The sequence below is a fragment of the Bradyrhizobium sp. ORS 285 genome, assembly GCF_900176205.1.
GTDB lineage: Bacteria > Pseudomonadota > Alphaproteobacteria > Rhizobiales > Xanthobacteraceae > Bradyrhizobium.
This window is the reverse complement of the sequence record NZ_LT859959.1, coordinates 901,071-922,560: the sequence shown is the minus strand read 5'-3', so window position 1 is coordinate 922,560 and position 21,490 is coordinate 901,071. Positions and strand designations below refer to the sequence as shown.

Below are 21,490 nucleotides of genomic sequence, written 5' to 3'. Positions count from 1 at the left end.
GATCCGTGAAGTCCTGGAAAAGTCAGGCCACCAGCATGCCAATGCAAGGCTTCGCCGCATCCTCGGGCACGAGGCAGGACGCCACGGCGATCACCTCGCGCGCCGATTTCCAGGCGCCGCCGCCCCCGGCCGGACCATTGGTGTAGAGCGTCTCGACCTCGTTGCCGATCCTGACCGCCTCGGCCATGGTCTCGGTCCGCCCTGCAACGCGAACGCGCACCTCGTAGGGCTCGCTGCCTTCAGCGCGCGCGTCACCATGCAAGGCGTTCAGCCCGATCAGGTCGCCGCGCAGTTCGTTCACCGCCACGCCGGTCAGCGCCAGCCGCTCGCGCACGATATCCAGGGCGAGGCGGCCGCGCGCGACAGCCCCCGGCCCCGCATAGGAGATCTGGCCCTCGCCGACATAGGAATCGAGATAGCCGACGGAGGTCTTCAGCAATCCGGTCTTCGGCGTGCCGCGGCCGCCGCTGACCCTGACCCGATCGGCCCCGAGCTCCTCGACGGTGACTTGCGAAAAATCCGCCACCACATCGGGCTGAAAATACTTCGTGGGATCGTGGATCTCGTACAGCAGCTGCTCCTTGACGGTCGCCGGCGTCACGCACCCGCCGGAGCCGGCGACCTTGGTGACGATCAGCTCGCCGTCCTCGCGCACCTCGCCGATCGGAAAGCCGAGACGGGCGAGACCGGGAACGTCCTTCACGCCGGGATCAGCGAAATAGCCGCCGGTGATCTGCCCGGCACATTCGAGCAGATGGCCGACGACGGTGCCCTGCCCGAGCCGGTCCCAATCATCCCAGGCCCAGCCGAACTCATGGATCAGCGGCCCGAGGAACAGCGCCGGATCGGCCGCGCGGCCGGTGATCACGACGTCGGCGCCGGCGGCCAGCGCCCCGGCAATGGCACGCGCGCCGACATAGGCGTTGGCCGAGACGATGCGGTTGCCGAGGCCTGTGACAGTATCGCCGGTATCAAGCGCGACATCGCTCGTCTTCAGCCGCTCCAGCACGTCGTCGCCGGTCACGGACGCAATCTTCAGACCTGCGAGTCCCAGCTTGCGTGCGATCGCGCGGGTGGCTTCGGCCGCCGCGGGCGGATTGGCCGCGCCCATATTGGTGATGATGCGGACGTTGTTGGCGCGGCAGATCGGCAGCACCGCCTGCATCCGCGCGGCCAAGAGCGGATCATAGCCGGCCTGCGGATCCCTGATGCGCGCCTGCTGCGCCAGCGCGATGGTGCGCTCGGCAAGGCACTCGAACACCAGATAGTCGAGCGCGCCCTTTTCGGCGAGCTCCACCGCCGGCTCGATGCGGTCACCGGAATAGCCGGCACCCGCGCCGATCCTGATGCTCCGCATCGGCCGATCCTCCTGGATTTTTTTCCTGGCGGCAGGATAGCCGGCTCGCACCGGCGTTGCCAACGCTGCGCTGCGCAGAACAGGCCTTCGCGCGGCTAGCCCGCGGGCGACAGCGCCGGTACGGCGTCGTAGTGAGTCCATGCTGAACTGACGGAGATTTCGGCGTCAGCCCAGCAGCATCGCTGACCGCCGGCCCGCTTCGCGGCGTACAGCGCGCGGTCGGCCTGATCGAGCAACGCTTCGGTCTCGGCCTGACGATCATCCGTGACCAGGATGCCCGCGCTGGCGCCGATCTGAACGCGTGTTCCGGCCAGCGTGAACGGCTCGGCCAGCGCCGTCACCGCGGCCTCGGCGAGGGCGAGCGCCGCATCGCGTCCGCCCCGCGGCAGCAGCAACATGAATTCGTCGCCGCCGAACCGCGCCGCGATGCCGGTGTCACCGAGACAATCCTGCAGGCGCGCCCCGACCTGGCACAGCAGTTCGTCTCCGGCCTGATGCCCGAAGCGATCGTTGACGAGCTTGAAGCCGTCGAGATCGACCGCGATGATCGCGACCGGGCGGTCGCAACGGCTCAGCGCCGAGATGAAGGCCGCGCGGTTCGGCAGTTTGGTGAGAAAATCCTGATGCGCCTGACGGACCAGCGCCTGCTGCGCCATGATGCGCTCCGTGAAGGCCGCCGTGAGCCGATACGACGTACCGCGCAAGGTGATCCAAAATAGCACCACCATGCCGGCACCCATGCGATAGACCGGTTCCGGCTGCAACAGACACGCGATCACGGTCGGGATCAGCAGCACCGCCGACGAGGTCATCACGATCCACGGGCTGACGCGCGAGACGATGCCGACGCAGAACGCCATCGACAGGCCGAAGCACATCCAGATGCCGGGGCTGTCGCCGAGCTGAAACGCACGCACCGACAAGGCGCCGACGGCAAGTCCGAACGCGGCGGCGCCAATCCCGTAGAAAAGCTCCCAACGAATGATGTCGTCATGGCCAAGGCGATCGAAGCGCGCCGCGAACATCAGGAGCTTGACGACGCGGAAGGCGCCGATCACCAGCAGCGCGGCGGTAATGATCGCGTAGCCCGGATCCCACGCGACCCACGCCATCACGGTCCCGATCACGACCGCCGCAGCCGAGATCGTGCCGACCAGCGGCATCGAGCTGTACAGCAGATGCGCGAGCTCGCGACGAGTCTCGGGGTCCAGTCGATGCATCGCCATTCCATTTTCGCCAAGGCGGGCAATATCGTACCCGCCCCTTAACGAAATATCGCCGCAGCGGCGAAGGGCTGCCATGCGCCGGTGATGCTTAAGAGATCCTCACCCGGATGACGACAGTTCGAGTGGCGCGTTCGGCCTCGACGATCAGCTCGCCCAATTGTCGCGGAATTCCCCGAACAGCGTGATGCCGCCGCAAGCATAGATCGTCTGTCCGGTGATGTAGCTCGCCTCCGACGAGGCCAGGAAGGCGAACACGCCGGCGATCTCCTCCGGGCTCGCGACGCGCCCCATCGGGATGTGAGACTCGACCGCCGCCCGCTTCACCGGATCGTCGGTCCAGGCAGCGTTGATCGGCGTATCCACTGCGCCGGGCCCGACGGAATTCACCCGAATGCCACGCCCTGCGAATTCCAGAGCGAGCGTCCGCGTCAGACCGGCCATCGCGCTCTTGCTGATCGAATAAGCGAGATAGCCGGGCTTCGGGATAATCTCGTGCACGCTCGACGTATTGATGATGTTGCCGCCGCCGCGCGCGACGAAATGCGCCAGCGCATGGCGCGCGCACAGCACGGCGCCGGTAAGATTGACCTCGAGAATGGCGCGATAGGCGTCGACGTCGAGCGCCTCGCTCGGCGACTCCCGCTGGAAGCCGGCATTGTTGACGAGGCAGTCGAGCCGCGGCCAGCGCGCCAGCACCGTCTCGAACATCGCGGCGATGTCTGCCTCGACGCCGATGTCGGCCTTCACCGCGAAGTGATCGCGAGCTTCGTGTCCGCGCGCAAAAGACGCCGCCCGCACCAGCGCCAGGGTCTCCTCTCCGGAGGACGACGGCCCGCCGAAATTGACCGCGACATGCGCCCCCTCCTCGGCAAAGCGCACCGCAATCGCGCGGCCGATGCCCTGCGCAGCGCCGGTGACCAGCGCGTATTGTCCGACGAGACGGGACGGCTGATGCATGTGGTTCTCCTTGGGATCCGTGCGTGGCTCAAAGCGATGATCATGAACATGACGTGCGGTCGACGGCCGCCGTCACCTGTTATCACGCAGCAGCGGACCGGCAACAGCGCGGCGAAAGCGAGCGACAAGGTCATGGGACGGAGCTGCGCGTTTGATGCGGGAGCCGATCGCCAGATCGATGCTCCGGACGTGGCCGTTCGGCGCTCAACAGCAAGCGCGTTAACGAAGCGTTACCACGGGCTTCAAAACCAATTTACCACCTGAGATTGCATTCTGTGAAGCGCTTCACTGATCGCCGCGGCGGCCGGCGCTAGCGTCACCAGCGTTTTCGATCCCCCCTATTTCGAGGAGCACGACGATGCCCGCCAACAAGAGCACGGTTTTGCCTGACAAGGGCCCCTACAATTTCCAGGTTCTTCGCGGTCTCAACTCCGCGCGTTCTCTACTGAGTTGCAAATCATCCGGCAGCGTCGATCTGTTCGATGCCGATGATGGCAGCGGACGCCAAATTTGGTCCGCGGAGGAAGTGCCGGATTTCCCCGGAGTATACAACATCAAGATGCAGACAGGTACAGATCCGACCAAAATGTACCTCAGCTGTTCGGTGGACGGTACGACGGTGAATCTGATCGCGAATGATGATCTCAGCGGCCGACAGCGCTGGCGGTTCGTGCCGGCAAATTCCCCAATCTGCGATTACTATAACATTCTCGTGGTGGGCGGCACCGAGAAGGGGCGCGTCTATTTGAGTTGCAGCGCTGACGGCGAAAAGGTGGACCTCATCGAGACCGATGACGGATCAGGACGACAACGTTGGCAAGCGCAGAAAACGTCCACGTGAATCCGTCGTAATTCAGCCCAAAGAGATGGCTTCCGCCGCTTAGGCGGAAGCCCTTTTTCCTGAGCTTCATTCAAAGCCAAACCTCTAGACTCTTGTCCCGCTCACGCTAACGTCAGCTCGTCGGCCATCGTCTTCGTCGCCTCCGGTACGCTGTTCCAAAGCCGCCTAACGTGGTTCCTGTACCCATCGATGAAGATTGCCATGCCGCACGTAAGGACCAAGGAACGCTGCGGGCCATTCCTTCATGTATCTCGGCATCGATCTCGGCACGTCAGCCGTGAAGACCATTCTCGTCGACGACGCGCAGCGCGTGATCGCGAGCCGCAGCCAGGCGCTGCGCATCGACGTGCCGCGGCCGGGCTGGGCGGAGCAGGATCCTGCGGCCTGGATCGCCGCCGTGTTCGCGACACTCGACGCGCTGAAGGCCGATCAAGGCCGCGATCTGGCGGCGGTCACGGGCATCGGGCTATCAGGCCAGATGCACGGTCCGGTGCTGCTCGATGCCAGCCTCACGCCGCTCCGCCCGTGCATTCTCTGGAACGACGGCCGTTCGGCGGCCGAGTGCGCCGTGCTGGAACAGCGCTGGCCGGAGCTGCGGCGGATCACCGGCAACAAGGCGATGCCAGGCTTCGCCGCGCCGAAGCTTTTGTGGGTCGCGAACCAAGAGCCGGAGATCTTCGACGCCACCCGCCTCGTGCTGCTGCCGAAGGCCTATGTCCGGCTCGTGCTGTCCGGCGAAGCGATCGAGGATGTCTCGGATGCATCGGGCTCACTGTGGCTCGATGTCGTCAAGCGCGACTGGTCCGACGAGGGGCTCGCCGCCACCGGCCTCACGCGCGCGGAGATGCCGCGCCTGGTCGAAGGCTGCGCACCCGCCAGACGATTACGCGCCGATCTTGCGGAACACTGGGGCATGAGCAAACAGCCGGTCATCGCCGGCGGCGGGGGTGACAATCCGGCCGGCGCGGTCGGCATCGGCGCTGTCAGGCCGGGCGCCACCTTCATCACGCTGGGCACATCAGGCGCCGTCGTCACGCCGGTCGGGTCGGTCACGGCCAATCCCGAGCGCGTCGTTCACACCTTCTGCCATGCCATCCCGGCGCTGTGGCTGCAGGCCGGCGCGATGTTGTCGGCCGCCTCCTGCCTCGCCTGGATCGCGCGGCTGCTCGGCGTCAGCGAAGCCGAGCTGCTCGCGCCGCTTGGCGCATCGCCCGCCGCGCCCTCGCCGGTCAGCTTCCTGCCCTATCTCGCCGGCGAACGCACGCCGCACGATGATCCGAATGTCCGTGGCCTGCTCGACGGCCTGAGCCATGCGACGGATCGCAACGCCATCGTGCAGGCCGTGCTCGAAGGCGTCGCCTTTGCACTCGCCGATTGCCGTGATGCGCTGACGGACACGGGTCTCGTGATTCCCGAAGCTGATGCGATCGGCGGCGGCTCGCGCTCCGACCTCTGGCTCGCGATCCTGGCGAACGTCCTCGACATCCCGATCCATCGGCTGGCAGAGGGCGAGACCGGCGCCGCCTTTGGAGCTGCGCGGCTGGCACGGCTGGCGGTCACCGGCGAAGCCATCGCTGATGTTTGCACGCCGCCAGCGCGCCTGCGGACCTTCGCGCCCGATCCTGCGCTGGCGGCCGATTATGCCGAGCGGCTGCCGCGCTGGCGCCGGCTCTATCGCAGATCCTAGAGCAGTCCGGCGAAAACACGCTGCCTCTCGCGCCGACGTGTTGTAGCCGATGGTCTTTGATATTGTATTCGGCAACAGCCTCTAGTTTAATGGCGTCCCCGCGCCGACATCAACGAGCCGCGGGAGATAAGACGACGTGCGTTGGGAGGCACGATGAACGGTCCGATCCTCGAGATGCGCGGGGTGTCGAAGTCATTCTTCACCATCAAGGCCCTGCAGAAGGTCGACCTCACCGTCTATGCCGGCGAAGTCCATGCGTTGATGGGCGAAAACGGCGCCGGCAAATCCACATTGATGAAGATCCTGTCCGGTGCCTATCGCCCCGATCCCGGCGGCGAGATCCGCATCGAGGGCCAGGTGGCCCGCATCGAAGGGCCGATGGGCGGCCGCAATGCCGGCATCGCGATCATCTACCAGGAGTTGTCGCTGGCGCCGAACCTGACGGTCGCCGAAAACATCTATCTCGGACGCGAGCTGTCACAATCCGGCCTGCTGGCGCGCAACGCGATGCGCGAGGCCGTCGGACCGATCCTGCAGCGGCTCGGCGCTGATTTCTCGGCCGCAACACTGGTCGCGGATTTGTCGATGGGACAGCGCCAGCTGGTCGAGATCGCCCGCGCGCTGCATGCGCGCTCCAAGATCCTGATCATGGACGAGCCGACGACATCCTTGTCGGCCGGCGAGAGCGAGAAGCTGTTCGCGCTGATCCGCCAGCTGCGCAGCGAAGGCCTCGCCATCATCTACATCTCGCACCGCATGGACGAGGTCTATGCTCTCGGTGACCGCGTCACCGTGCTGCGCGACGGCCGCCTGGTCGGCTCGCTCGACAGGCCGGAGATCCGCGCCGACAGCATCGTCCGCATGATGGTCGGCCGCGACGTCTCGTCGTTCTACAAGAAGGATCACGACCCGCATGCCAGGCGCGACCGCGCCGTGCTCTCGGCGGTCGATCTCGGCGACGGCCATCGCGTCAAGGGCTGCTCGCTCACGGTGCATGCCGGCGAGGTCGTCGGCCTCGCCGGGTTGATCGGCGCCGGACGCACCGAGCTTGCGCATCTCATCATCGGTGCGACACCCAAGACCACCGGCCATGTCGAACTCGACGGCGAGCGCATCGACATCGCCACGCCGCGCGATGCGCTCGATGCCGGCATCGCCTATCTCACCGAGGACCGCAAGGCGCTCGGGCTGTTCCTCGACATGTCCTGCGCCGACAACATCAATCTTGCGGTGATCGGTCGCGATGCCAGGCTCGGCGGCCTGCTCGATCGCGACAAGGCTCGCGAGCGAGCCGACGAGGCGTTCAGCGCGCTCGGCATCCGCGCGCCCAATCCCGGCGTCACCGTCGGTGGCCTGTCGGGCGGCAATCAGCAGAAGGTGCTGCTGTCGCGGCTGCTCGCGACCGCGCCGAAGGTGCTGATCCTGGACGAGCCGACGCGCGGCGTCGATGTCGGCGCCAAGTCGGAGATCTATTCGATCATCGACAACCTCGCCAAGGCCGGCACCGCGATCCTGGTGATCTCGTCCGACCTGCCGGAGATTCTCGGCATCTGCGACCGCGTCCTGGTGATGCGCGAGGGACATCTCGCCGGCGAGCTGCATCAGAGCACGACATCACCCATCACCCAGGAAGACATCATGGCGCTGGCCACCGGGACGGAGCACGTCGATGCCTGACAACAGTTCGGCGCAAGCCAAGCCCGCGGCAGCGCAAGCAAAGGTCGCGCCCCTGCCGTCGACATCCGACAACAAGCAGCAGCGGCTGCGGCTGATGATCCGCGCCGCCGGCATGCTGCCGGTGCTGCTGATCCTGTGCATCGGCTTCCACATGCTCTCCGAAGGGCGCTTCTTCACCGGGCAGAATCTCGGCATCGTGCTGCAGCAGGCCGCGGTCAACACCGTGCTCGCGGCCGGCATGACCTTCGTGATCCTGACCGGCGGCATCGATCTCTCGGTCGGCTCGATCCTCGCCGCTGCAGCCATGGCCGGCCTCACGCTGTCCAAGATGCCCGAGCTCGGTGCGCTGTGGCTGCCGGCCGCGGTGCTGACAGGCCTCGCCTTCGGCCTCGTCAACGGCGCACTGATCGCGCTGCTCCGGCTGCCGCCCTTCATCGTCACGCTCGGCTCGCTCACCGCCGTGCGCGGCCTCGCGCGCCTGATGGGCGCCGACACCACCGTGTTCAATCCGTCCATCCCCTACGCCTTCATCGGCAACGCCTCGCTGACGATCATTCCCGGCGTGCTGTCGATTCCGTGGTTGTCGGTGATCGCCCTACTCGTCATCCTGGGCTCGTGGCTGATCCTGCGCCGCACCGTGCTCGGGGTGCACATCTACGCGGTCGGCGGCAATGAGAGCGCGGCACGGCTCGCCGGCATCAAGGTCTGGGGTGTCCTGATTTTCGTCTATGGCATGTCCGGACTGCTCGCCGGCCTCGGCGGCGGCATGCAGGCGGCGCGGCTGTATGCCGCCAACGGCCTGCAGCTCGGCCAGTCCTACGAGCTCGACGCCATCACCGCGGTCATCCTTGGCGGCACCTCCTTTGTCGGCGGCATCGGCTCGATCTGGGGCACGCTCGTCGGCGCGCTCATCATCGCGGTGTTGTCGAACGGGCTCATCTTGGTTGGCGTGTCCGACATCTGGCAATACGTCATCAAGGGCCTCGTCATCATCGGCGCCGTCGCGCTTGACCGCTACCGGCTGCAGGGCTCGGCCCGCACGTGAGATCAACCGGCGGGCGCCGCGGGCGCCTGCCTCATCGTTCTTCCACGGCCGCTGGTCCGCCGTGCGCAGGGTTTCAAAAAGGACCAGGGAGGAAACCAATGTTGAAGACCATTTCGCTCGCCGGTGCTGCGCTGGCGCTTGTCATGAGCTCCGCGCCATCCTCGGCCAAGGAGCTGAAATCGATCGGCGTCTCGCTCGGTTCGCTCGGCAACCCGTTCTTCGTCGCGCTGTCGAAGGGCGCGGAGTTCGAGGCCAAGAAGACCAACCCCAACGTCAAGATCACCGCGGTCGGCTTTGAATACGACCTCGGCAAGCAGGTCACCCAGATCGACAATTTCATCGCCGCAGGCGTCGACATGATCCTGCTCAACCCCGGTGACCCGAAGGCGATCGGACCCGCGATCAAGAAGGCGCAAGCGGCGGGCATCCTCGTCGTCGCGGTCGACACCGCGGCCGAAGGCGCCGACGCCACCGTGACCACCAACAACGTGCAGGCCGGTGAGATCTCGTGCCAATACATCGTCGACAAGCTCGGCGGCAAAGGCGACGTCATCATCCAGAACGGACCGCAAGTGTCGGCGGTGATCGACCGCGTCAACGGCTGCAAGAGCGTGTTCGCCAAGGCCCCGGGCATCAAGGTGCTGTCGAGCGACCAGGACGGCAAGGGTTCGCGCGAGGGCGGCCTCACGGTCGCGCAGGGCTATCTGACGCGCTACCCGAAGATCGACGCGATCTTTGCGATCAACGATCCGCAGGCGATCGGCACCGATCTCGCCGCCCGCCAGCAAGGCCGCACCGGGATCATCATCACCTCCGTCGACGGCGCGCCCGACATCGAGGCCGCGTTGAAGGATCCCGCAACCAAGCAGATCCAGGCTTCGGCCTCGCAGGACCCGTTCTTCATGGCCCGCCGCGCCGTGCAGATCGGCGTCGGGCTGCTCAATGGCCAGAAGCCGGCCTCCACCGTCGAGTTGCTCCCGTCGAAGCTGATCACGCGCGACAATGTCGCCGAGTACAAAGGCTGGACGTCGGAGCGCAAGGAATAGAGTTCGGCATCGAACCACATTGCGATCGCGACAGCAGCGCCGCCCTCTCGGGCGGCGTTTTGCCGTCAGGGTCAAGCGACAGCACTTGTCGCGTTTGCGACAACGATCTGCCTGATGTCGCCATTCTGAGCGCTGTTTCCGCTGGTCCGGAACTTGCGAGAGCATGTGCAGCGGCATCATCAGCGGGCGATCCGATGGCTTTCACTGCAGTCTGTCCGACAAGCGCGATCTCCGAAGGCGGCATGGGCCTGTATCAGGTCGGCAAGAAGAGCGTGCTGCTGCTGTGGCCCGCGGGCGGCCAGCTGACGGCGTGGCGCGGCCGCTGTCCGCATGCCGACGTGCCGCTGAGCGAGGCGACGTTCGACGGCAAGACGATCACCTGCCCGCACCATCAATGGGGCTTTGACGGCGCGAGCGGCAAATGCGTCACGCATCTGGTGCGCAACGCGCTTCATTCCTATCCGCTGCAGATCGAGGGTAACGAGATCCAAGTGGATGTCGGACCGGTCAAGCTCCCGCGGGCGCCGGCCTGACCGGCACGCGAGAGAAAGGCGCGCGGCAGCCGAACGCTGCATGAAGACGAGTGGCCGCATGACGAGTGCCGTGGACTGGGTGATCTGGAACGGGTCGATGGGGATCGTCGATACGGTCCGGCTTGGCCCCGTCAGCGATGGCGCGACGGGACGGCTCGTCTCGCTCGCGCCGCCCTATGAGGTCGTCGGTCCGTTCAGCCTCGACGCGCTGGAAGCCGAGGGCCGCATTGCATTCGGCGCCTGCCTGGTGATGTCGCAGCAGCGCTGGCGCGAGGATCAGGACGGCTTGCGTATCGCGGCGCGGGCGGCACGGCGCGCGCTGCTGGATCTGTTCACGCGGGACGAGGATGACGAGGCCCATCGCGCGCTGCTCGAGCTGCCGTTGCAGGGCCGCCTGACGGCGACGGAGATCAACGCGGGCTTCCGGAGGCTCGCCAAATCAGCGCATCCCGATGCCGGCGGCAGCAACGAGCTCTACCGGCGCATTTCCGAAGCACGCGAGGCTCTGCTGGCGCAACTGAACTAACGGGTCGAAAGCCAAAACGCGCCCGATCAACATGCAGGGCGATCGCATTTGGAAATGCAGATCTGTTCCAGCGAACGATCCTGCCCGTTAGTTACTCCGTCATGCCCGGGCTTGTCCCGGGCATGACGACGTAGGCACAGACGAGCACAAAACTGCGCTCGTCGAATGCGATAGCGTCCCATTGACATGGGCCGGCGCACCGGCCGATCGGGGCGAGGATGCCCGACCGGCCCGCTCTCAGCCTTTAGAAGAAGCCGAGCTTCTTCGGGCTATAGCTGACCAGCATGTTCTTGGTCTGCTGATAGTGGTCCAGCATCACCTTGTGGGTCTCGCGTCCGACGCCCGACTGCTTGTAGCCGCCGAACGCTGCGTGCGCCGGATAGGCGTGATAGCAGTTGGTCCAGACGCGTCCGGCCTGGATCGCGCGACCGAAGCGGTAGCAAGTGTTGGCGTCGCGGCTCCACACGCCAGCGCCCAGGCCGTAAAGCGTGTCGTTGGCGATCGCCAAGGCCTCCTCCTCGGTCTTGAAGGTCGTGACCGAGACGACGGGCCCGAAGATCTCCTCCTGGAACACGCGCATCTTGTTGTGGCCCTTGAACACCGTCGGCTTGACATAGTAGCCACCGGCGAGGTCGCCGCCGAGCACGTTCCGCTCGCCGCCGATCAGCAGCTGCGCGCCCTCGTTCCTGCCGATGTCGATGTAGGACAGGATCTTGTTGAGCTGCTCGGACGAGGCCTGCGCGCCGATCATGGTGGCCGGATCGAGCGGGCTGCCCTGCACGATCGCGCCGACGCGCTTCAAGGCGCGCTCCATGAAGCGTTCGTAGATCGATTCATGAATGAGCGCACGGCTCGGGCAAGTGCAGACCTCGCCCTGGTTGAGCGCGAACATCACGAAGCCTTCGATCGCCTTGTCGAGGAAGTCGTCATCCTCGGCGCAGACATCCTTGAAGAAGATGTTCGGCGACTTGCCGCCGAGCTCGAGCGTTACCGGGATCAGGTTCTGCGAGGCGTATTGCATGATCAGCCGGCCCGTCGAGGTCTCGCCGGTGAAGGCGATCTTGGCGATGCGCGGCGATGAGGCCAGCGGCTTGCCGGCCTCGAGGCCGAAGCCGTTGACGACGTTGAGCACGCCGGCCGGAAGCAAGTCGCCGATCAGCTCCATCCAGACCATGATCGAGGCCGGGGTCTGCTCCGCCGGCTTCATCACGACGCAGTTGCCGGCCGCGAGCGCGGGCGCGAGCTTCCACGCCGCCATCAGGATCGGGAAGTTCCAGGGAATGATCTGGCCGACGACGCCGAGCGGCTCGTGGAAGTGATAGGCGATGGTGTCGTGATCGATCTCGGCGATCGAGCCTTCCTGGGCGCGGATCACGCCGGCAAAGTAGCGGAAATGATCGATCGCGAGCGGGATGTCGGCGGCGGTGGTCTCGCGGATCGGCTTGCCATTGTCCCAGGTCTCGGCGAGCGCCAGCTTGGCGAGATTGGCCTCCATGCGATCGGCGATCTTGTTGAGGACCAGCGCCCGCTCGGTGACGCTGGTGCGCGCCCAGCCATCCTTGGCGGCATGCGCCGCATCGAGTGCGGCCTCGATGTCGGACGCATCGGAGCGCGCGATCTGGCACACCGGCTGGCCGGTGATCGGCGAGATGTTGTCGAAATATTTGCCCGCGTTCGGGGCCTTCCAGGCGCCACCGATGAAGTTGTCGTAACGCGCAGCGAAAGGCGGCTTGAGCGCCGCATGGACGTCAACCTTGGTCATTTGTCTCTCCCATCACGCCGATGCACACGGCGTTGAGGAGAGCGTCGGTCAAACGTGTGCATGAGACCAGTGGCCGGCAGCGGTGCGTCGCCGGAAGTGTCGCAGTTCTGCGACAACTCGACTTGCGAAGTCGCGCTCAGCGCTCCAGCCCGAGCCGCTTCATCTTCCGGTGCAGGGTGGCGCGGGACATGTCGAGTTCCTTGGCGGCCTTCGAGATATTGCCGCCGGCGCGCGCAAGCGCGCGCTTCAGCACGGCGCGCTCGGCGGCATCGATATCATCGCCCTGGCTGTGCCCGCCCTTGATGAGGTCGCTTGCCGGCACCGGGCGCGCCAGCGCCGACGGAGACAAGCCCAGCGCCCGACGCGCCGCGCGCGTGGCACCGACCACGAGATCGTTGCTGTCCACCGCCAGCAGCGAGTTGATCTCGCGCTCGCTCTCCGGCGTCAGCACGATGCGCGCCTGTGGAAACGCCTGGCGGAAGTTCTCGGCCTCGATCAGGCGCGCGGCATCGGCCACCGTGGTCGCGATCAGGCGGCCAAAACCTTCGGTGAGATCCGTCCGGCATGACGACACGTCCAGTGCCGCCCTGAGCTGGCCATGCTCGTCGAAAATCGGCGCGGTGGTGCAGAACAGCCGGGAATTGCGGGTGAGGTAGTGCTGGCCGCGATCGATGGTCAGCGGCCGCTTCTCGACCAGACAGGTGCCGATCGCGTTGGTGCCCTCGTGCCGCTCGCTCCACACAGCCCCGGTCCACAATCCCCAGGCCTCGAATGTCGAATCGTCCCCGCGGGCCCCGCGCCGGTCGAGCACAGTGCCCTCGGCATCGGCCAAGAGCACCGAGCAGCCGACGCCGCCGACGGCGAGAAACAGCCGGTCGAGGCTCGCTTGCGCGATCGCGAGCAGCCGCCCCAGGCGCTCGCGCGCCACAGTGATCTCGGTAGCCGTCAGACGGCGGGACGGTGCATGGGTCGCAGGATCGAGCGCGTGGAGATGGCCGGAGCGGCGCCATGAGGCCGCCAGCGCCGAGACGGCAGGGCTGGCAGTGGCATCGTCCTTGAGATCGCTCTTGTGATCGCCATTGGGGTCGCCTTTGGCGACAACATCCAGCACGCGATCGGAATGCGCACTCCCGGGCGAGCGCCGCATGTCACTCCTCCTGGCCTTCTCCCCAGCCGCAGTCTTCTTTGACGTCATGTTAGGCCAAATACAGCACCGCTGTTTGACAGAGGTCAAGCAAGACGCCGCAGGCCAGTCTCGCGAACGATTCGCCGCAAGACGCATGGAGCAGCGGCCACCCCGTTTGCGTGTATCGCGAAGCCAGCGGCAATCTCCGCGTTTCCGGACAATTACCGGGTGTCGCAAGGCTGCGACACAAGTGGGCGCGAAACGAAGGGCGGGCCAGTCTGTGTGCGCCATTCCTCAAAACGCGTTAATCCCGGTTCCCCATGGTTCCCGCATGCGCCCAACGCACGCGCCGAGACTTCGGTCGCGCGACGGACATCGAGAGAGAGAACCATGCGACTGACATCCTTTGCGGCCATCCGCTCCATCCAGACCAAGATCGCCCTGATCGCGGGCGTCTGCCTCGTCCTCACCTGCATCGTCCTGATCGGCTACGGCCTGTTCTCGACACAGAGCATGAATCAGTTCGTCAACCGTGAGGTGATGCAGCTGGTCGACCACCAGACCAAGGAAAGCCTGATGAACCGGGCGGCCGCCGAGGCCAACGTCATCAAGGCCGAGCTGGAGGTCGGCTTCGATGCCGCCCGCACCATGGCGCATTCCTTCGCGGTGCTGGCGGACGACAAGAACGGCATCGACGTGGCCTCGCGCCGCACCCAGCTCAACGCCGTCCTGCGGCGCGTGCTGGAGCTCAATCCGGCGTTCAACGGCACCTACTCCGCCTGGGAGCCCGGCGCGCTCGACAGCAATGACGCGGCCTTCAAGGGACGCAAGGAGGCCGGCTCCGATCAGACCGGCCGCTTCCTGCCCTACTGGACGCGCAGCGCCGGCGGCGCGATCGCGGTCCAGCCGCTGGTCGAATATGACAGCAGCGAGCGTCATCCAAACGGTCTCGTGAAGGGCGCCTGGTACATCAACCCGAGCAGCACGGGTAAGGAGAACATCCTCGGGCCGCTGCCCTACATCGTCCAGGGCAAGCCGGTGTTCCTGGCCACGATGTCCGTGCCAGTGATGATCGACGGCAAATTCCGTGGCCTCGCTGGTGCCGACTACAATCTCGACTTCGTCCAGACGCTCGCGACCAAGATGAACGCCTCGCTGTTCGGCGGCAAGGGCAAGGTCGTGATCCTCAACGACACCGGCCTGGTCGTCGCCGACAGCGCCGATCACGACGTCATCGGCAAGGCCGCGACATCCGCCGATCCGCGCTGGACCGACAGCACCGCCATCGTCCGCAGCGGCAAGGGAACGGTTCAGGACGATCCCAACGTCGCCAACATCGACATCTACGCGCCCATCCGCCTCGGCCTTACCGACACGCCGTGGTCGGTCGTGATCTCGATCCCACGCCATGTCGTGCTGGCCGCGGCGGAGCAGCTCGACGCGTCGCTGAGCGGCCGCTCGACCACCAACACGATCTGGCAGCTCGGCGTCGGCGTCGCAATCACCGCGCTCGCGATCTTCCTGATCGCCGTGGCGGCGCGCAGCATCGCCCGTCCGATCCAGGATTGCGCTGTCTTCGCCGACGGCATCGCGAAGGGCGATTTCAACCAGAGCCTGACGATCGAGCAGGCCGACGAGGTCGGCGCGCTCGCGACATCGCTGAAGGCGATGCAGGGCGACCTCAAGCGCAGCATCGCCCAGCGTGCGGAGGATCAGGCGGCCGCGGATGCGGAGCGCCGGCGAGCCATGAACGTGATGGCGGACCAGTTCGAGGCCTCGGTGGGCGGCATCGTCGAGACGGTCTCGACCGCCTCGCGCACGCTCGAGACGTCGGCGGTCACGCTGACAACGACCGCGGACCAGGCCGAGAAGCTCGCCACGACCGTCGCCGTCGCCTCGGAGCAGGCGTCGACCAACGTGCAATCGGTGGCGTCGGCGACCGAGGAGATGGCGTCGTCGGTCACCGAGATCAGCCGCCGGGTGCAGCAATCCGCGCAGATGGCGAATGAGGCGGTGACCCAGGCGCGGAGCACCACGGGCCGCGTCGGCGAGCTCTCCAAGGCCGCGGCGCGGATCGGCGACGTCGTCGAGCTGATCAACAGCATCGCCGGCCAGACCAATCTGCTCGCGCTCAACGCGACGATCGAGGCGGCCCGCGCCGGCGACGCCGGACGCGGCTTCGCCGTGGTCGCGACCGAGGTCAAGGCGCTGGCCGAGCAGACGGCGAAGGCGACCGGCGACATCGGCCAGCAGATCGCCGGTATTCAGACCGCGACGCAGGAATCGGTCGCCGCCATCCGCGAGATCAGTGACACGATCGAGCGGCTGTCGGAGATTTCCGCGACGATCGCCGCCGCGGTCGAGGAACAGGGCGCCGCGACCCAGGAAATCTCCCGCAACGTGCAGCAGGCCGCCCAGGGCACGCAGCAGGTCTCGTCGAACATCACCGATGTGCAACGTGGCGCGACGCAGACCGGCACCGCCTCGTCGGAGGTGCTGTCGGCCGCGAAGCTGCTATCGCGGGACAGCGGCCGGCTCAAGGACGAGGTGAGCAAGTTCCTCGGCTCCGTCCGCGCCAGCTGAGCCATCGCGCCCGGCGGACGACCAGACTCTCTGACCGGAGCCTAACCAGAGCCCCGCCCATCGGCGGGGCTCATGCGTTCGGGAGACACCCAGAGGTGGACGACCTATCCCCTGCCCCCGAAAGATGCTGGCAGACGGCCCCCATTTGGTGCGATTGTCCGCCCCAGCGCGATCGCGCAATCCGAAACCCGCCCTTAAGCTGCAGGCGGCAAAGGTCCTGCGCATCGCCGATTGGAGTTCTCGCATGAGCCGCCTCGTCTACGTTCTCAATGGCCCCAACCTGAACCTGCTGGGCAAGCGCCAGCCTGAGATCTACGGCCATGAGACGCTGGCCGATGTGGAGCGGGACTGCCGGGCGCTCGCAACCGAGCTCGGACTGGAGATCCGCTTCCATCAGTCGAACCGGGAATATGAGCTGATCGACTGGATTCACGAGGCGCGCGAGATCGCCGCCGCCATCGTCATCAATCCTGCCGCGTTCACCCACACATCGGTCGCGATCCTCGACGCGCTGAACACGTTCGATGGTGCGGTCATCGAGGTGCACATTTCCAACGTGCACAAGCGCGAGGAATTCCGCCACCACTCGTTCGTCTCCAAGCGCGCCGACGGCGTCATCGCCGGCTTCGGCACCCAGGGCTATCAGCTCGCGCTCCGGCGCGTGGCCAAGCTGCTCGACGACGGCAAAGCCGGCGCGTGACGCGCCGTCGAACTATTCGCTCAGCCGCCGAGGGTCGAAACGCCCTGCGCAACGCGCGGCGAGCGTGTCATCGCTCACGCCGGTGAAGCCGAAGCCGTTCCAGGCATAGACCTGCGTTCGCGTCGCTGATGGCGTCGCCGTGTCCAGCATGATGAAGGAATCGCCGCGATGCAGGGCGCAGAGATAGGACTGCCCGGCAGCATCGGCGATCAGCACCGCATCGAGCAGCGGCCAGGCCAGCGCCGAGCCACGCCACTTCGCCACCAGGCCATGCGGCGTGACCTCATAGACATAGGGACGCGGGCCGTCCTCGCCGTCGATCGGCGAGGCATGACGCTCCAGCGTGAACAGCAGCGGCGGCTGGTCGGCAACGAGACGCCCCGCTTCTGCTGACAGCAGGGCACGCGGCGGCGTGCGCCAGCGGCTCGCCTCGGCGCGACCTTCGAGCACGAGACGGTCCGAGGCGATCTCGCCGTCGCGGATCCAGGGACTGATGGCTTGGCCCGCCACGCGCAACGGCGCACTCGGCTTGACGGAGCATTGCGCGAGGGTTGCCTGCGGCTGGTCCTGCTCCGCCGTCCAGGCGGGATAGGCCGAGCCATCAGGGGTCCTGGTCGGCAGGCCGCTGCAGATCAACCGATCGTCCTTGATCTCGCAATCCGCGATCAGGCCGCGCTTGGTCTGCGGATATTTCTGATCGAACACGTGATTGCCGAGCGAGTAGAACACCGGCTTGCCGTCGACGCAGGCGGGCGGCTGCACCACATGCGGATGCGCGCCGGTGATGAGGTCGGCACCTTGCGCGACCAGCCATGTCGCAGCCGCCTCCTGCTCGGGCACGACCCAGTCGGCGAGCTCCTTGCCCCAATGCACCGAGACGATCACCCAATCCGCCAGCGCGCGCGCCAGCCGCAGCTTCTGCGCCGCCTGCCAGGACGGGATCCGATCCATCTGGCCGTCGCGGCCCGGCACGAGATTGAGGCTGATCAGCGCCAGCGTGCGACCGCGGACCTTCACGAACGCCGGAGACTCCGCCGAGCCGATGGCGCCGAGCCCGGCCGCCTGCAGCGCCTCGCGCGTCGCCTTGCGCCCGGCGGCGCCGAGATCGCCGGAATGATTATTGGCGATGCCGAGCGCCGTGAAGCCGGCATCCTTGAGCAGCGGCACCAACTGCGGCTCGACCGCGAAGCACAGCTCCTTCGGCGCATCACACGCCTCACTCGCGCCAACCGTGCCCTCAAAATTGCCGACCACGACATCGGCGCGCCGGAGCACGTCGCGCAGGCCATGCCAGGGCGACAGGCCGCGGCGGGCGTCGATCTCCCGCGCCACCTGCCGCGACAACATGATGTCGCCGGTGAACAGCAGCCGCGCCGCGTCAGGCTCCGCCGCCTCTGCCGCTACCACGCCGGACAGCGTGAGCAGCAGCGCCAGCACGCTCCGCATCACGGCTGACGCGCCGGACACGACAGCACGTTCGCCGAGAGATGCCGCGACACCCAGTCCGGCCGCGGCTGCGCATCGACCATCTTGCGCCACTGGGCATCATCGATCGGCTGCGGCGAGGCAAACTCGTAGTAGGAATAGACACCGCCCTTGACGATCTGCGCGCGGCCGTTGTGCGGCACGATCTGGTCCCATTCCAGCGGCCGGCCGACGCCGAGCTCGCGCGTTCCCGAGGGCGCATCGGCGACGTCGACCACCTTCATCATCGGATCTGGGTTGGACAATGCATATTGCGGGTTCGACAGGCTGGAGAAGATCAGGAAATTGTGCTCGGCGGCGCGGCCGACATATTGGATCAGCTTGTAGTCCTCGGCGCTGAGCGCCGCGCCCTTTAGCTCCTTCTCGGCGATCCCCTGATATTTGCGGATGGTGTCGCGCGACTCGGTCAGGCGCCGGATGATGCCGTCGCGCAGCCGTGCATTCGCCGCGGCATCGGCCGCGAGGCTCCGGCTGTCCCGCACCATCGCGATGGTCGCCTCGAACAGATCGGCGATCGCCGCGAAGCTTGCGGGATCTGGCTCGACATAGCCACGCGGCGGCTGCATCACGATCGCCTCGAAACCGCCCTCGCCGCATTCGGCGACGGTCTTGTCGTTGACCAGCACGGTGGCGTGGCGCAGCGTCGCCCATGAGGCGAGACCCGTTTGCAGACGCTTGGCGTTCCACACCGGGCCCGCGACGGCCGACGACGTGGTGCTGTCGGCCCATTGCGTGGCCAGCGCCGCGATCCAGGAATCGTACAGGCCGCTGCGCGACTTGCCTCCGGCGGCCGCGAAGCGCTGCCGCACGGCCGCGATGCGGTTGCCGAGATTGGGATAGGTGGCGATGTCGCGGCTGAGCAGCTCGCCTGCCAGCCGGTTGCCCGCGATGGCCGCGAAATCGAGGCCCGACGGCAACAGGCGCGAGCCGCCGTCGCGGGACGTGATGCGCTCGGCGTCCGGCCGCTCGGCATGATCGACGACATTGTCGAGCGCCTCATTGTCCCAGCCCCAGGACAACGGAAACAGCCGCGTGCCGCTGTTATCCGGGTGCGAGGCGATGGTCGAGGCGGCGCCGCCCCAGACGAGGTCGAGCCGCGACGAGGCGATGAACGGCCGATAGACGGCGATCCAATCGGTCGCGGCCTTAGCCACGGCCGCATCGAGACCGCGCAGCATCGCGGTGTCCTCGGCCGACAGCGGCAGCGCGCTGAGATAGCGCACTGCGCCGAAATAGTGCTTCTGCGCATCGGTGGTGTAGTGCCCGCGCGGCTTGAACTGCGCGAAGTCCAGTGGCGCCTGCAGCGCCAGCGACTGCGCGGAGCCGCTGGCTGCGACGATCAGGCGCGCTTCCGCATTCGATTCGCTGCGGCCTTCGAGCACGGCATGCGCCGCGGCGAACGCCTTGGCCATGCGGCTGCCCGGATGGCGCCTGGCAAGCTCGGCATCGGCCGCGGCGACGAAGCGCGCGAAGGCAGGCGCCGCCTGCTCGCGCTCGAGGATGATGAACAGGCCGTCGAAGGCGGCGCTGTACAATTCCCAGAACAAATCGGTGGTGACGAAATAAGGCCGCGTCGGCACCCGCGTGTCGGGCGCGCCGCATTGATAGGATTCGGTGTCGTAGAGCTTGAACAGCTGGTCCAGCTCCGGCAGCTTGCGGAACAGGCCGCGGTCGCGCAGGAAGGCCTGCTGGTCGGCCGCGCTCTCCATGTACATCCAGGCATTGGCGACATCGGCGAGCGGCACCGAGATCGGCAGATAGCGCAGGGTCTTGGTCGGACCATTCGCCGTCAGTGCGATGACGCCGCGTCCGTCCGGCATCTGCGACGGCACGGAGTCGAGCTTGTAGTCGCCGAGCGCCGGCTGGTCGGAGCCGTCGATCAGGCCCTTGATGCGGATGCCGGGCTGCCCTGCCTGCCAGTCGATCGTGGCGATGCCGTTCGGCGTGTAGGTCAGCGTATGGCCGCAGTCGCGGCCGAACGGCGCGCTCTTGCCCCAATTGTCAACACCGTAGCTCAGCTTGTGCAGGCACTTCTTGCCATCCTCCCAGACCAGCTGATTGCCGGCGGGATGGAATTGCAGCGGCAGCGCCGACGGCGCGATGGTCGTGTTCGGCGTCTCCTCGTCCTCCTTCTTGCCGGCATCGCGCTGCGGCCCGACCACCGTATAGAGACCCTTGCCGGTCTCGGTGACCGTGCGCAGCGCATAGGCGCCGCTGGCAAGCTTCTCGCCGAAGAACAGCCGCAGCACCGGCGCCTTCTCGCCGTTCACCTCATAGGGCCGCGGCCCGACGACGAGCCGCCGCAACGACGCCGCGCTGGAATACACCGTCTGCGCCGTGAAGCTCGCCGCCTTGGCATCGAGCTTGAGGATCTGCGATCCGCGATCGCTGGTCGCGAGCAGGAACACCGCCTTGCCCTGGGGGTGCCAGGTGAGCGAGGCGAGCCGGGTCTGCGCGGGCACATCGATGCGGCGGGAGAAGCCGTCGCGGCCGAATGCCCAGAACGCCACCTGCTGGCGCCGTGACGCGTCCTCGACGATGACGGCGACTTCGGTGCCGGTCGGCGACGCCTCATAGTCGCGCAAGGCGAGGCCCGGCGGCAGATCGAACGACACCGCCTCGGCCGGCGACCGCGCCACCACGATCTGCTCCTCGTCATAGGCGAACGGACCCTGATACGGCTCGCTCGGCGCCGCCGCCTCGTCCACGAGCGGCGCCTGCGCGCGGGCGCCTGAGATCGCGAGCAGGAGCGCGCAGCCGGCCAGCAGCGCATGTGAGACGATCTTCATCCGGTTCTCCGTGGTCCTGCACGCGACATCGTCGACGTTGCCTTCGACGATAGGACCTTTTTGTCCCTGCGCGCCGCCGAAACGTTCAATACCAGACGGCGCACGCGACACAAAAAGGCCGCCCGGGATCACCGGGCGGCCTCTTGCCTT

Annotated in this window: 17 protein-coding genes; 10 read left to right on the top strand and 7 right to left on the bottom strand. The window is 66.7% G+C overall.

What is annotated here, in order from left to right:
- Nucleotides 1–22: 22 nt before the first annotated feature.
- The 3 genes from BRAD285_RS04040 to BRAD285_RS04030 form a co-directional block, all read right to left on the bottom strand.
- Nucleotides 23–1,357 (bottom strand): acyclic terpene utilization AtuA family protein, encoded by a 1,335-nt coding sequence (locus BRAD285_RS04040; RefSeq protein WP_006611654.1) that lies wholly within the window; start codon nucleotides 1,355–1,357, stop codon nucleotides 23–25.
- Nucleotides 1,358–1,452: 95 nt separating this feature from the next.
- A complete protein-coding gene (locus BRAD285_RS04035; RefSeq protein ID WP_006611655.1) occupies nucleotides 1,453–2,583 on the bottom strand; it encodes a GGDEF domain-containing protein in 1,131 nt (376 codons plus the stop codon).
- A gap of 144 nt (nucleotides 2,584–2,727) precedes the next feature.
- Nucleotides 2,728–3,540, bottom strand: a complete 813-nt coding sequence (locus tag BRAD285_RS04030) for an SDR family oxidoreductase (RefSeq protein ID WP_006611656.1) — start codon at nucleotides 3,538–3,540, stop codon at nucleotides 2,728–2,730.
- Between BRAD285_RS04030 and BRAD285_RS35150 the strand changes: the two genes are divergently transcribed.
- From BRAD285_RS35150 to BRAD285_RS03995, 8 genes are all read left to right on the top strand, one after another.
- On the top strand, nucleotides 3,535–3,804 hold the full coding sequence (locus BRAD285_RS35150; RefSeq protein ID WP_035646127.1) for a hypothetical protein: 270 nt from the start codon (nucleotides 3,535–3,537) through the stop codon (nucleotides 3,802–3,804). The two genes, BRAD285_RS04030 and BRAD285_RS35150, sit on opposite strands and share 6 nt — an antisense overlap.
- A gap of 94 nt (nucleotides 3,805–3,898) precedes the next feature.
- Entirely contained in the window at nucleotides 3,899–4,381 is a 483-nt protein-coding gene (locus tag BRAD285_RS04025) for a hypothetical protein (RefSeq protein WP_244422182.1), read from the top strand.
- Between the two features lie 244 nt (nucleotides 4,382–4,625).
- Nucleotides 4,626–6,068, top strand: a complete 1,443-nt coding sequence (gene xylB / locus BRAD285_RS04020) for a xylulokinase (protein ID WP_006611657.1) — start codon at nucleotides 4,626–4,628, stop codon at nucleotides 6,066–6,068.
- Nucleotides 6,069–6,221: 153 nt separating this feature from the next.
- The gene (locus tag BRAD285_RS04015; RefSeq protein ID WP_035646130.1) at nucleotides 6,222–7,745 is read left to right on the top strand and encodes a sugar ABC transporter ATP-binding protein; all 1,524 of its coding nucleotides are present in this window, start codon (nucleotides 6,222–6,224) and stop codon (nucleotides 7,743–7,745) included.
- Nucleotides 7,738–8,790, top strand: coding sequence for a ribose ABC transporter permease (locus BRAD285_RS04010; protein WP_006611659.1), 1,053 nt, complete (start codon nucleotides 7,738–7,740; stop codon nucleotides 8,788–8,790). The genes BRAD285_RS04015 and BRAD285_RS04010 overlap by 8 nt, the downstream gene beginning before the upstream one ends.
- A gap of 98 nt (nucleotides 8,791–8,888) precedes the next feature.
- Nucleotides 8,889–9,836 (top strand): ABC transporter substrate-binding protein, encoded by a 948-nt coding sequence (locus tag BRAD285_RS04005; protein ID WP_006611660.1) that lies wholly within the window; start codon nucleotides 8,889–8,891, stop codon nucleotides 9,834–9,836.
- Nucleotides 9,837–10,030: 194 nt separating this feature from the next.
- The gene (locus BRAD285_RS04000; protein ID WP_006611661.1) at nucleotides 10,031–10,369 is read left to right on the top strand and encodes a Rieske 2Fe-2S domain-containing protein; all 339 of its coding nucleotides are present in this window, start codon (nucleotides 10,031–10,033) and stop codon (nucleotides 10,367–10,369) included.
- 58 nt (nucleotides 10,370–10,427) lie between these two features.
- Nucleotides 10,428–10,895: a molecular chaperone DnaJ gene (locus tag BRAD285_RS03995; protein WP_035646134.1), complete on the top strand. Its 468-nt coding sequence runs from the start codon at nucleotides 10,428–10,430 to the stop codon at nucleotides 10,893–10,895.
- 244 nt (nucleotides 10,896–11,139) lie between these two features.
- Here BRAD285_RS03995 and adh read toward each other — a convergent pair whose 3' ends face one another.
- On the bottom strand, nucleotides 11,140–12,657 hold the full coding sequence (gene adh, locus BRAD285_RS03990) for an aldehyde dehydrogenase (protein ID WP_006611663.1): 1,518 nt from the start codon (nucleotides 12,655–12,657) through the stop codon (nucleotides 11,140–11,142).
- Nucleotides 12,658–12,793: 136 nt separating this feature from the next.
- Nucleotides 12,794–13,804 carry a helix-turn-helix domain-containing protein gene (locus BRAD285_RS03985; RefSeq protein ID WP_006611664.1) on the bottom strand — a complete coding sequence of 337 codons (1,011 nt, stop codon included), beginning with the start codon at nucleotides 13,802–13,804 and terminating at the stop codon, nucleotides 12,794–12,796.
- 369 nt (nucleotides 13,805–14,173) lie between these two features.
- Between BRAD285_RS03985 and BRAD285_RS03980 the strand changes: the two genes are divergently transcribed.
- The gene (locus tag BRAD285_RS03980; RefSeq protein WP_006611665.1) at nucleotides 14,174–16,366 is read left to right on the top strand and encodes a methyl-accepting chemotaxis protein; all 2,193 of its coding nucleotides are present in this window, start codon (nucleotides 14,174–14,176) and stop codon (nucleotides 16,364–16,366) included.
- A 244-nt stretch (nucleotides 16,367–16,610) separates the two neighbouring features.
- Complete coding sequence (aroQ, locus tag BRAD285_RS03975; RefSeq protein ID WP_006611666.1) at nucleotides 16,611–17,066, top strand: type II 3-dehydroquinate dehydratase; 456 nt, start codon at nucleotides 16,611–16,613, stop codon at nucleotides 17,064–17,066.
- Nucleotides 17,067–17,078: 12 nt separating this feature from the next.
- Here aroQ and BRAD285_RS03970 read toward each other — a convergent pair whose 3' ends face one another.
- On the bottom strand, nucleotides 17,079–18,533 hold the full coding sequence (locus tag BRAD285_RS03970) for a CapA family protein (RefSeq protein ID WP_035646136.1): 1,455 nt from the start codon (nucleotides 18,531–18,533) through the stop codon (nucleotides 17,079–17,081).
- A complete protein-coding gene (locus tag BRAD285_RS03965) occupies nucleotides 18,512–21,340 on the bottom strand; it encodes a DUF3160 domain-containing protein (RefSeq protein ID WP_006611668.1) in 2,829 nt (942 codons plus the stop codon). Before BRAD285_RS03965 ends, BRAD285_RS03970 begins: the two co-directional genes overlap by 22 nt.
- Between the last annotated feature and the right edge of the window lie 150 nt (nucleotides 21,341–21,490).

Excerpts from the sequence above, each read along its gene's own strand:
- BRAD285_RS04040 (WP_006611654.1), bottom strand. The coding sequence starts at position 1,357 with ATGCGGAGCATCAGGATCGGCGCGGGTGCCGGCTATTCCGGTGACCGC.
- BRAD285_RS04035 (WP_006611655.1), bottom strand. The coding sequence starts at position 2,583 with ATGGCGATGCATCGACTGGACCCCGAGACTCGTCGCGAGCTCGCGCAT.
- BRAD285_RS35150 (WP_035646127.1), top strand. The coding sequence starts at position 3,535 with ATGCATGTGGTTCTCCTTGGGATCCGTGCGTGGCTCAAAGCGATGATC.
- BRAD285_RS04030 (WP_006611656.1), bottom strand. The coding sequence starts at position 3,540 with ATGCATCAGCCGTCCCGTCTCGTCGGACAATACGCGCTGGTCACCGGC.
- BRAD285_RS04025 (WP_244422182.1), top strand. The coding sequence starts at position 3,899 with ATGCCCGCCAACAAGAGCACGGTTTTGCCTGACAAGGGCCCCTACAAT.
- xylB (WP_006611657.1), top strand. The coding sequence starts at position 4,626 with ATGTATCTCGGCATCGATCTCGGCACGTCAGCCGTGAAGACCATTCTC.
- BRAD285_RS04015 (WP_035646130.1), top strand. The coding sequence starts at position 6,222 with ATGAACGGTCCGATCCTCGAGATGCGCGGGGTGTCGAAGTCATTCTTC.
- BRAD285_RS04010 (WP_006611659.1), top strand. The coding sequence starts at position 7,738 with ATGCCTGACAACAGTTCGGCGCAAGCCAAGCCCGCGGCAGCGCAAGCA.
- BRAD285_RS04005 (WP_006611660.1), top strand. The coding sequence starts at position 8,889 with ATGTTGAAGACCATTTCGCTCGCCGGTGCTGCGCTGGCGCTTGTCATG.
- BRAD285_RS04000 (WP_006611661.1), top strand. The coding sequence starts at position 10,031 with ATGGCTTTCACTGCAGTCTGTCCGACAAGCGCGATCTCCGAAGGCGGC.
- BRAD285_RS03995 (WP_035646134.1), top strand. The coding sequence starts at position 10,428 with ATGACGAGTGCCGTGGACTGGGTGATCTGGAACGGGTCGATGGGGATC.
- adh (WP_006611663.1), bottom strand. The coding sequence starts at position 12,657 with ATGACCAAGGTTGACGTCCATGCGGCGCTCAAGCCGCCTTTCGCTGCG.
- BRAD285_RS03985 (WP_006611664.1), bottom strand. The coding sequence starts at position 13,804 with ATGCGGCGCTCGCCCGGGAGTGCGCATTCCGATCGCGTGCTGGATGTT.
- BRAD285_RS03980 (WP_006611665.1), top strand. The coding sequence starts at position 14,174 with ATGCGACTGACATCCTTTGCGGCCATCCGCTCCATCCAGACCAAGATC.
- aroQ (WP_006611666.1), top strand. The coding sequence starts at position 16,611 with ATGAGCCGCCTCGTCTACGTTCTCAATGGCCCCAACCTGAACCTGCTG.
- BRAD285_RS03965 (WP_006611668.1), bottom strand. The coding sequence starts at position 21,340 with ATGAAGATCGTCTCACATGCGCTGCTGGCCGGCTGCGCGCTCCTGCTC.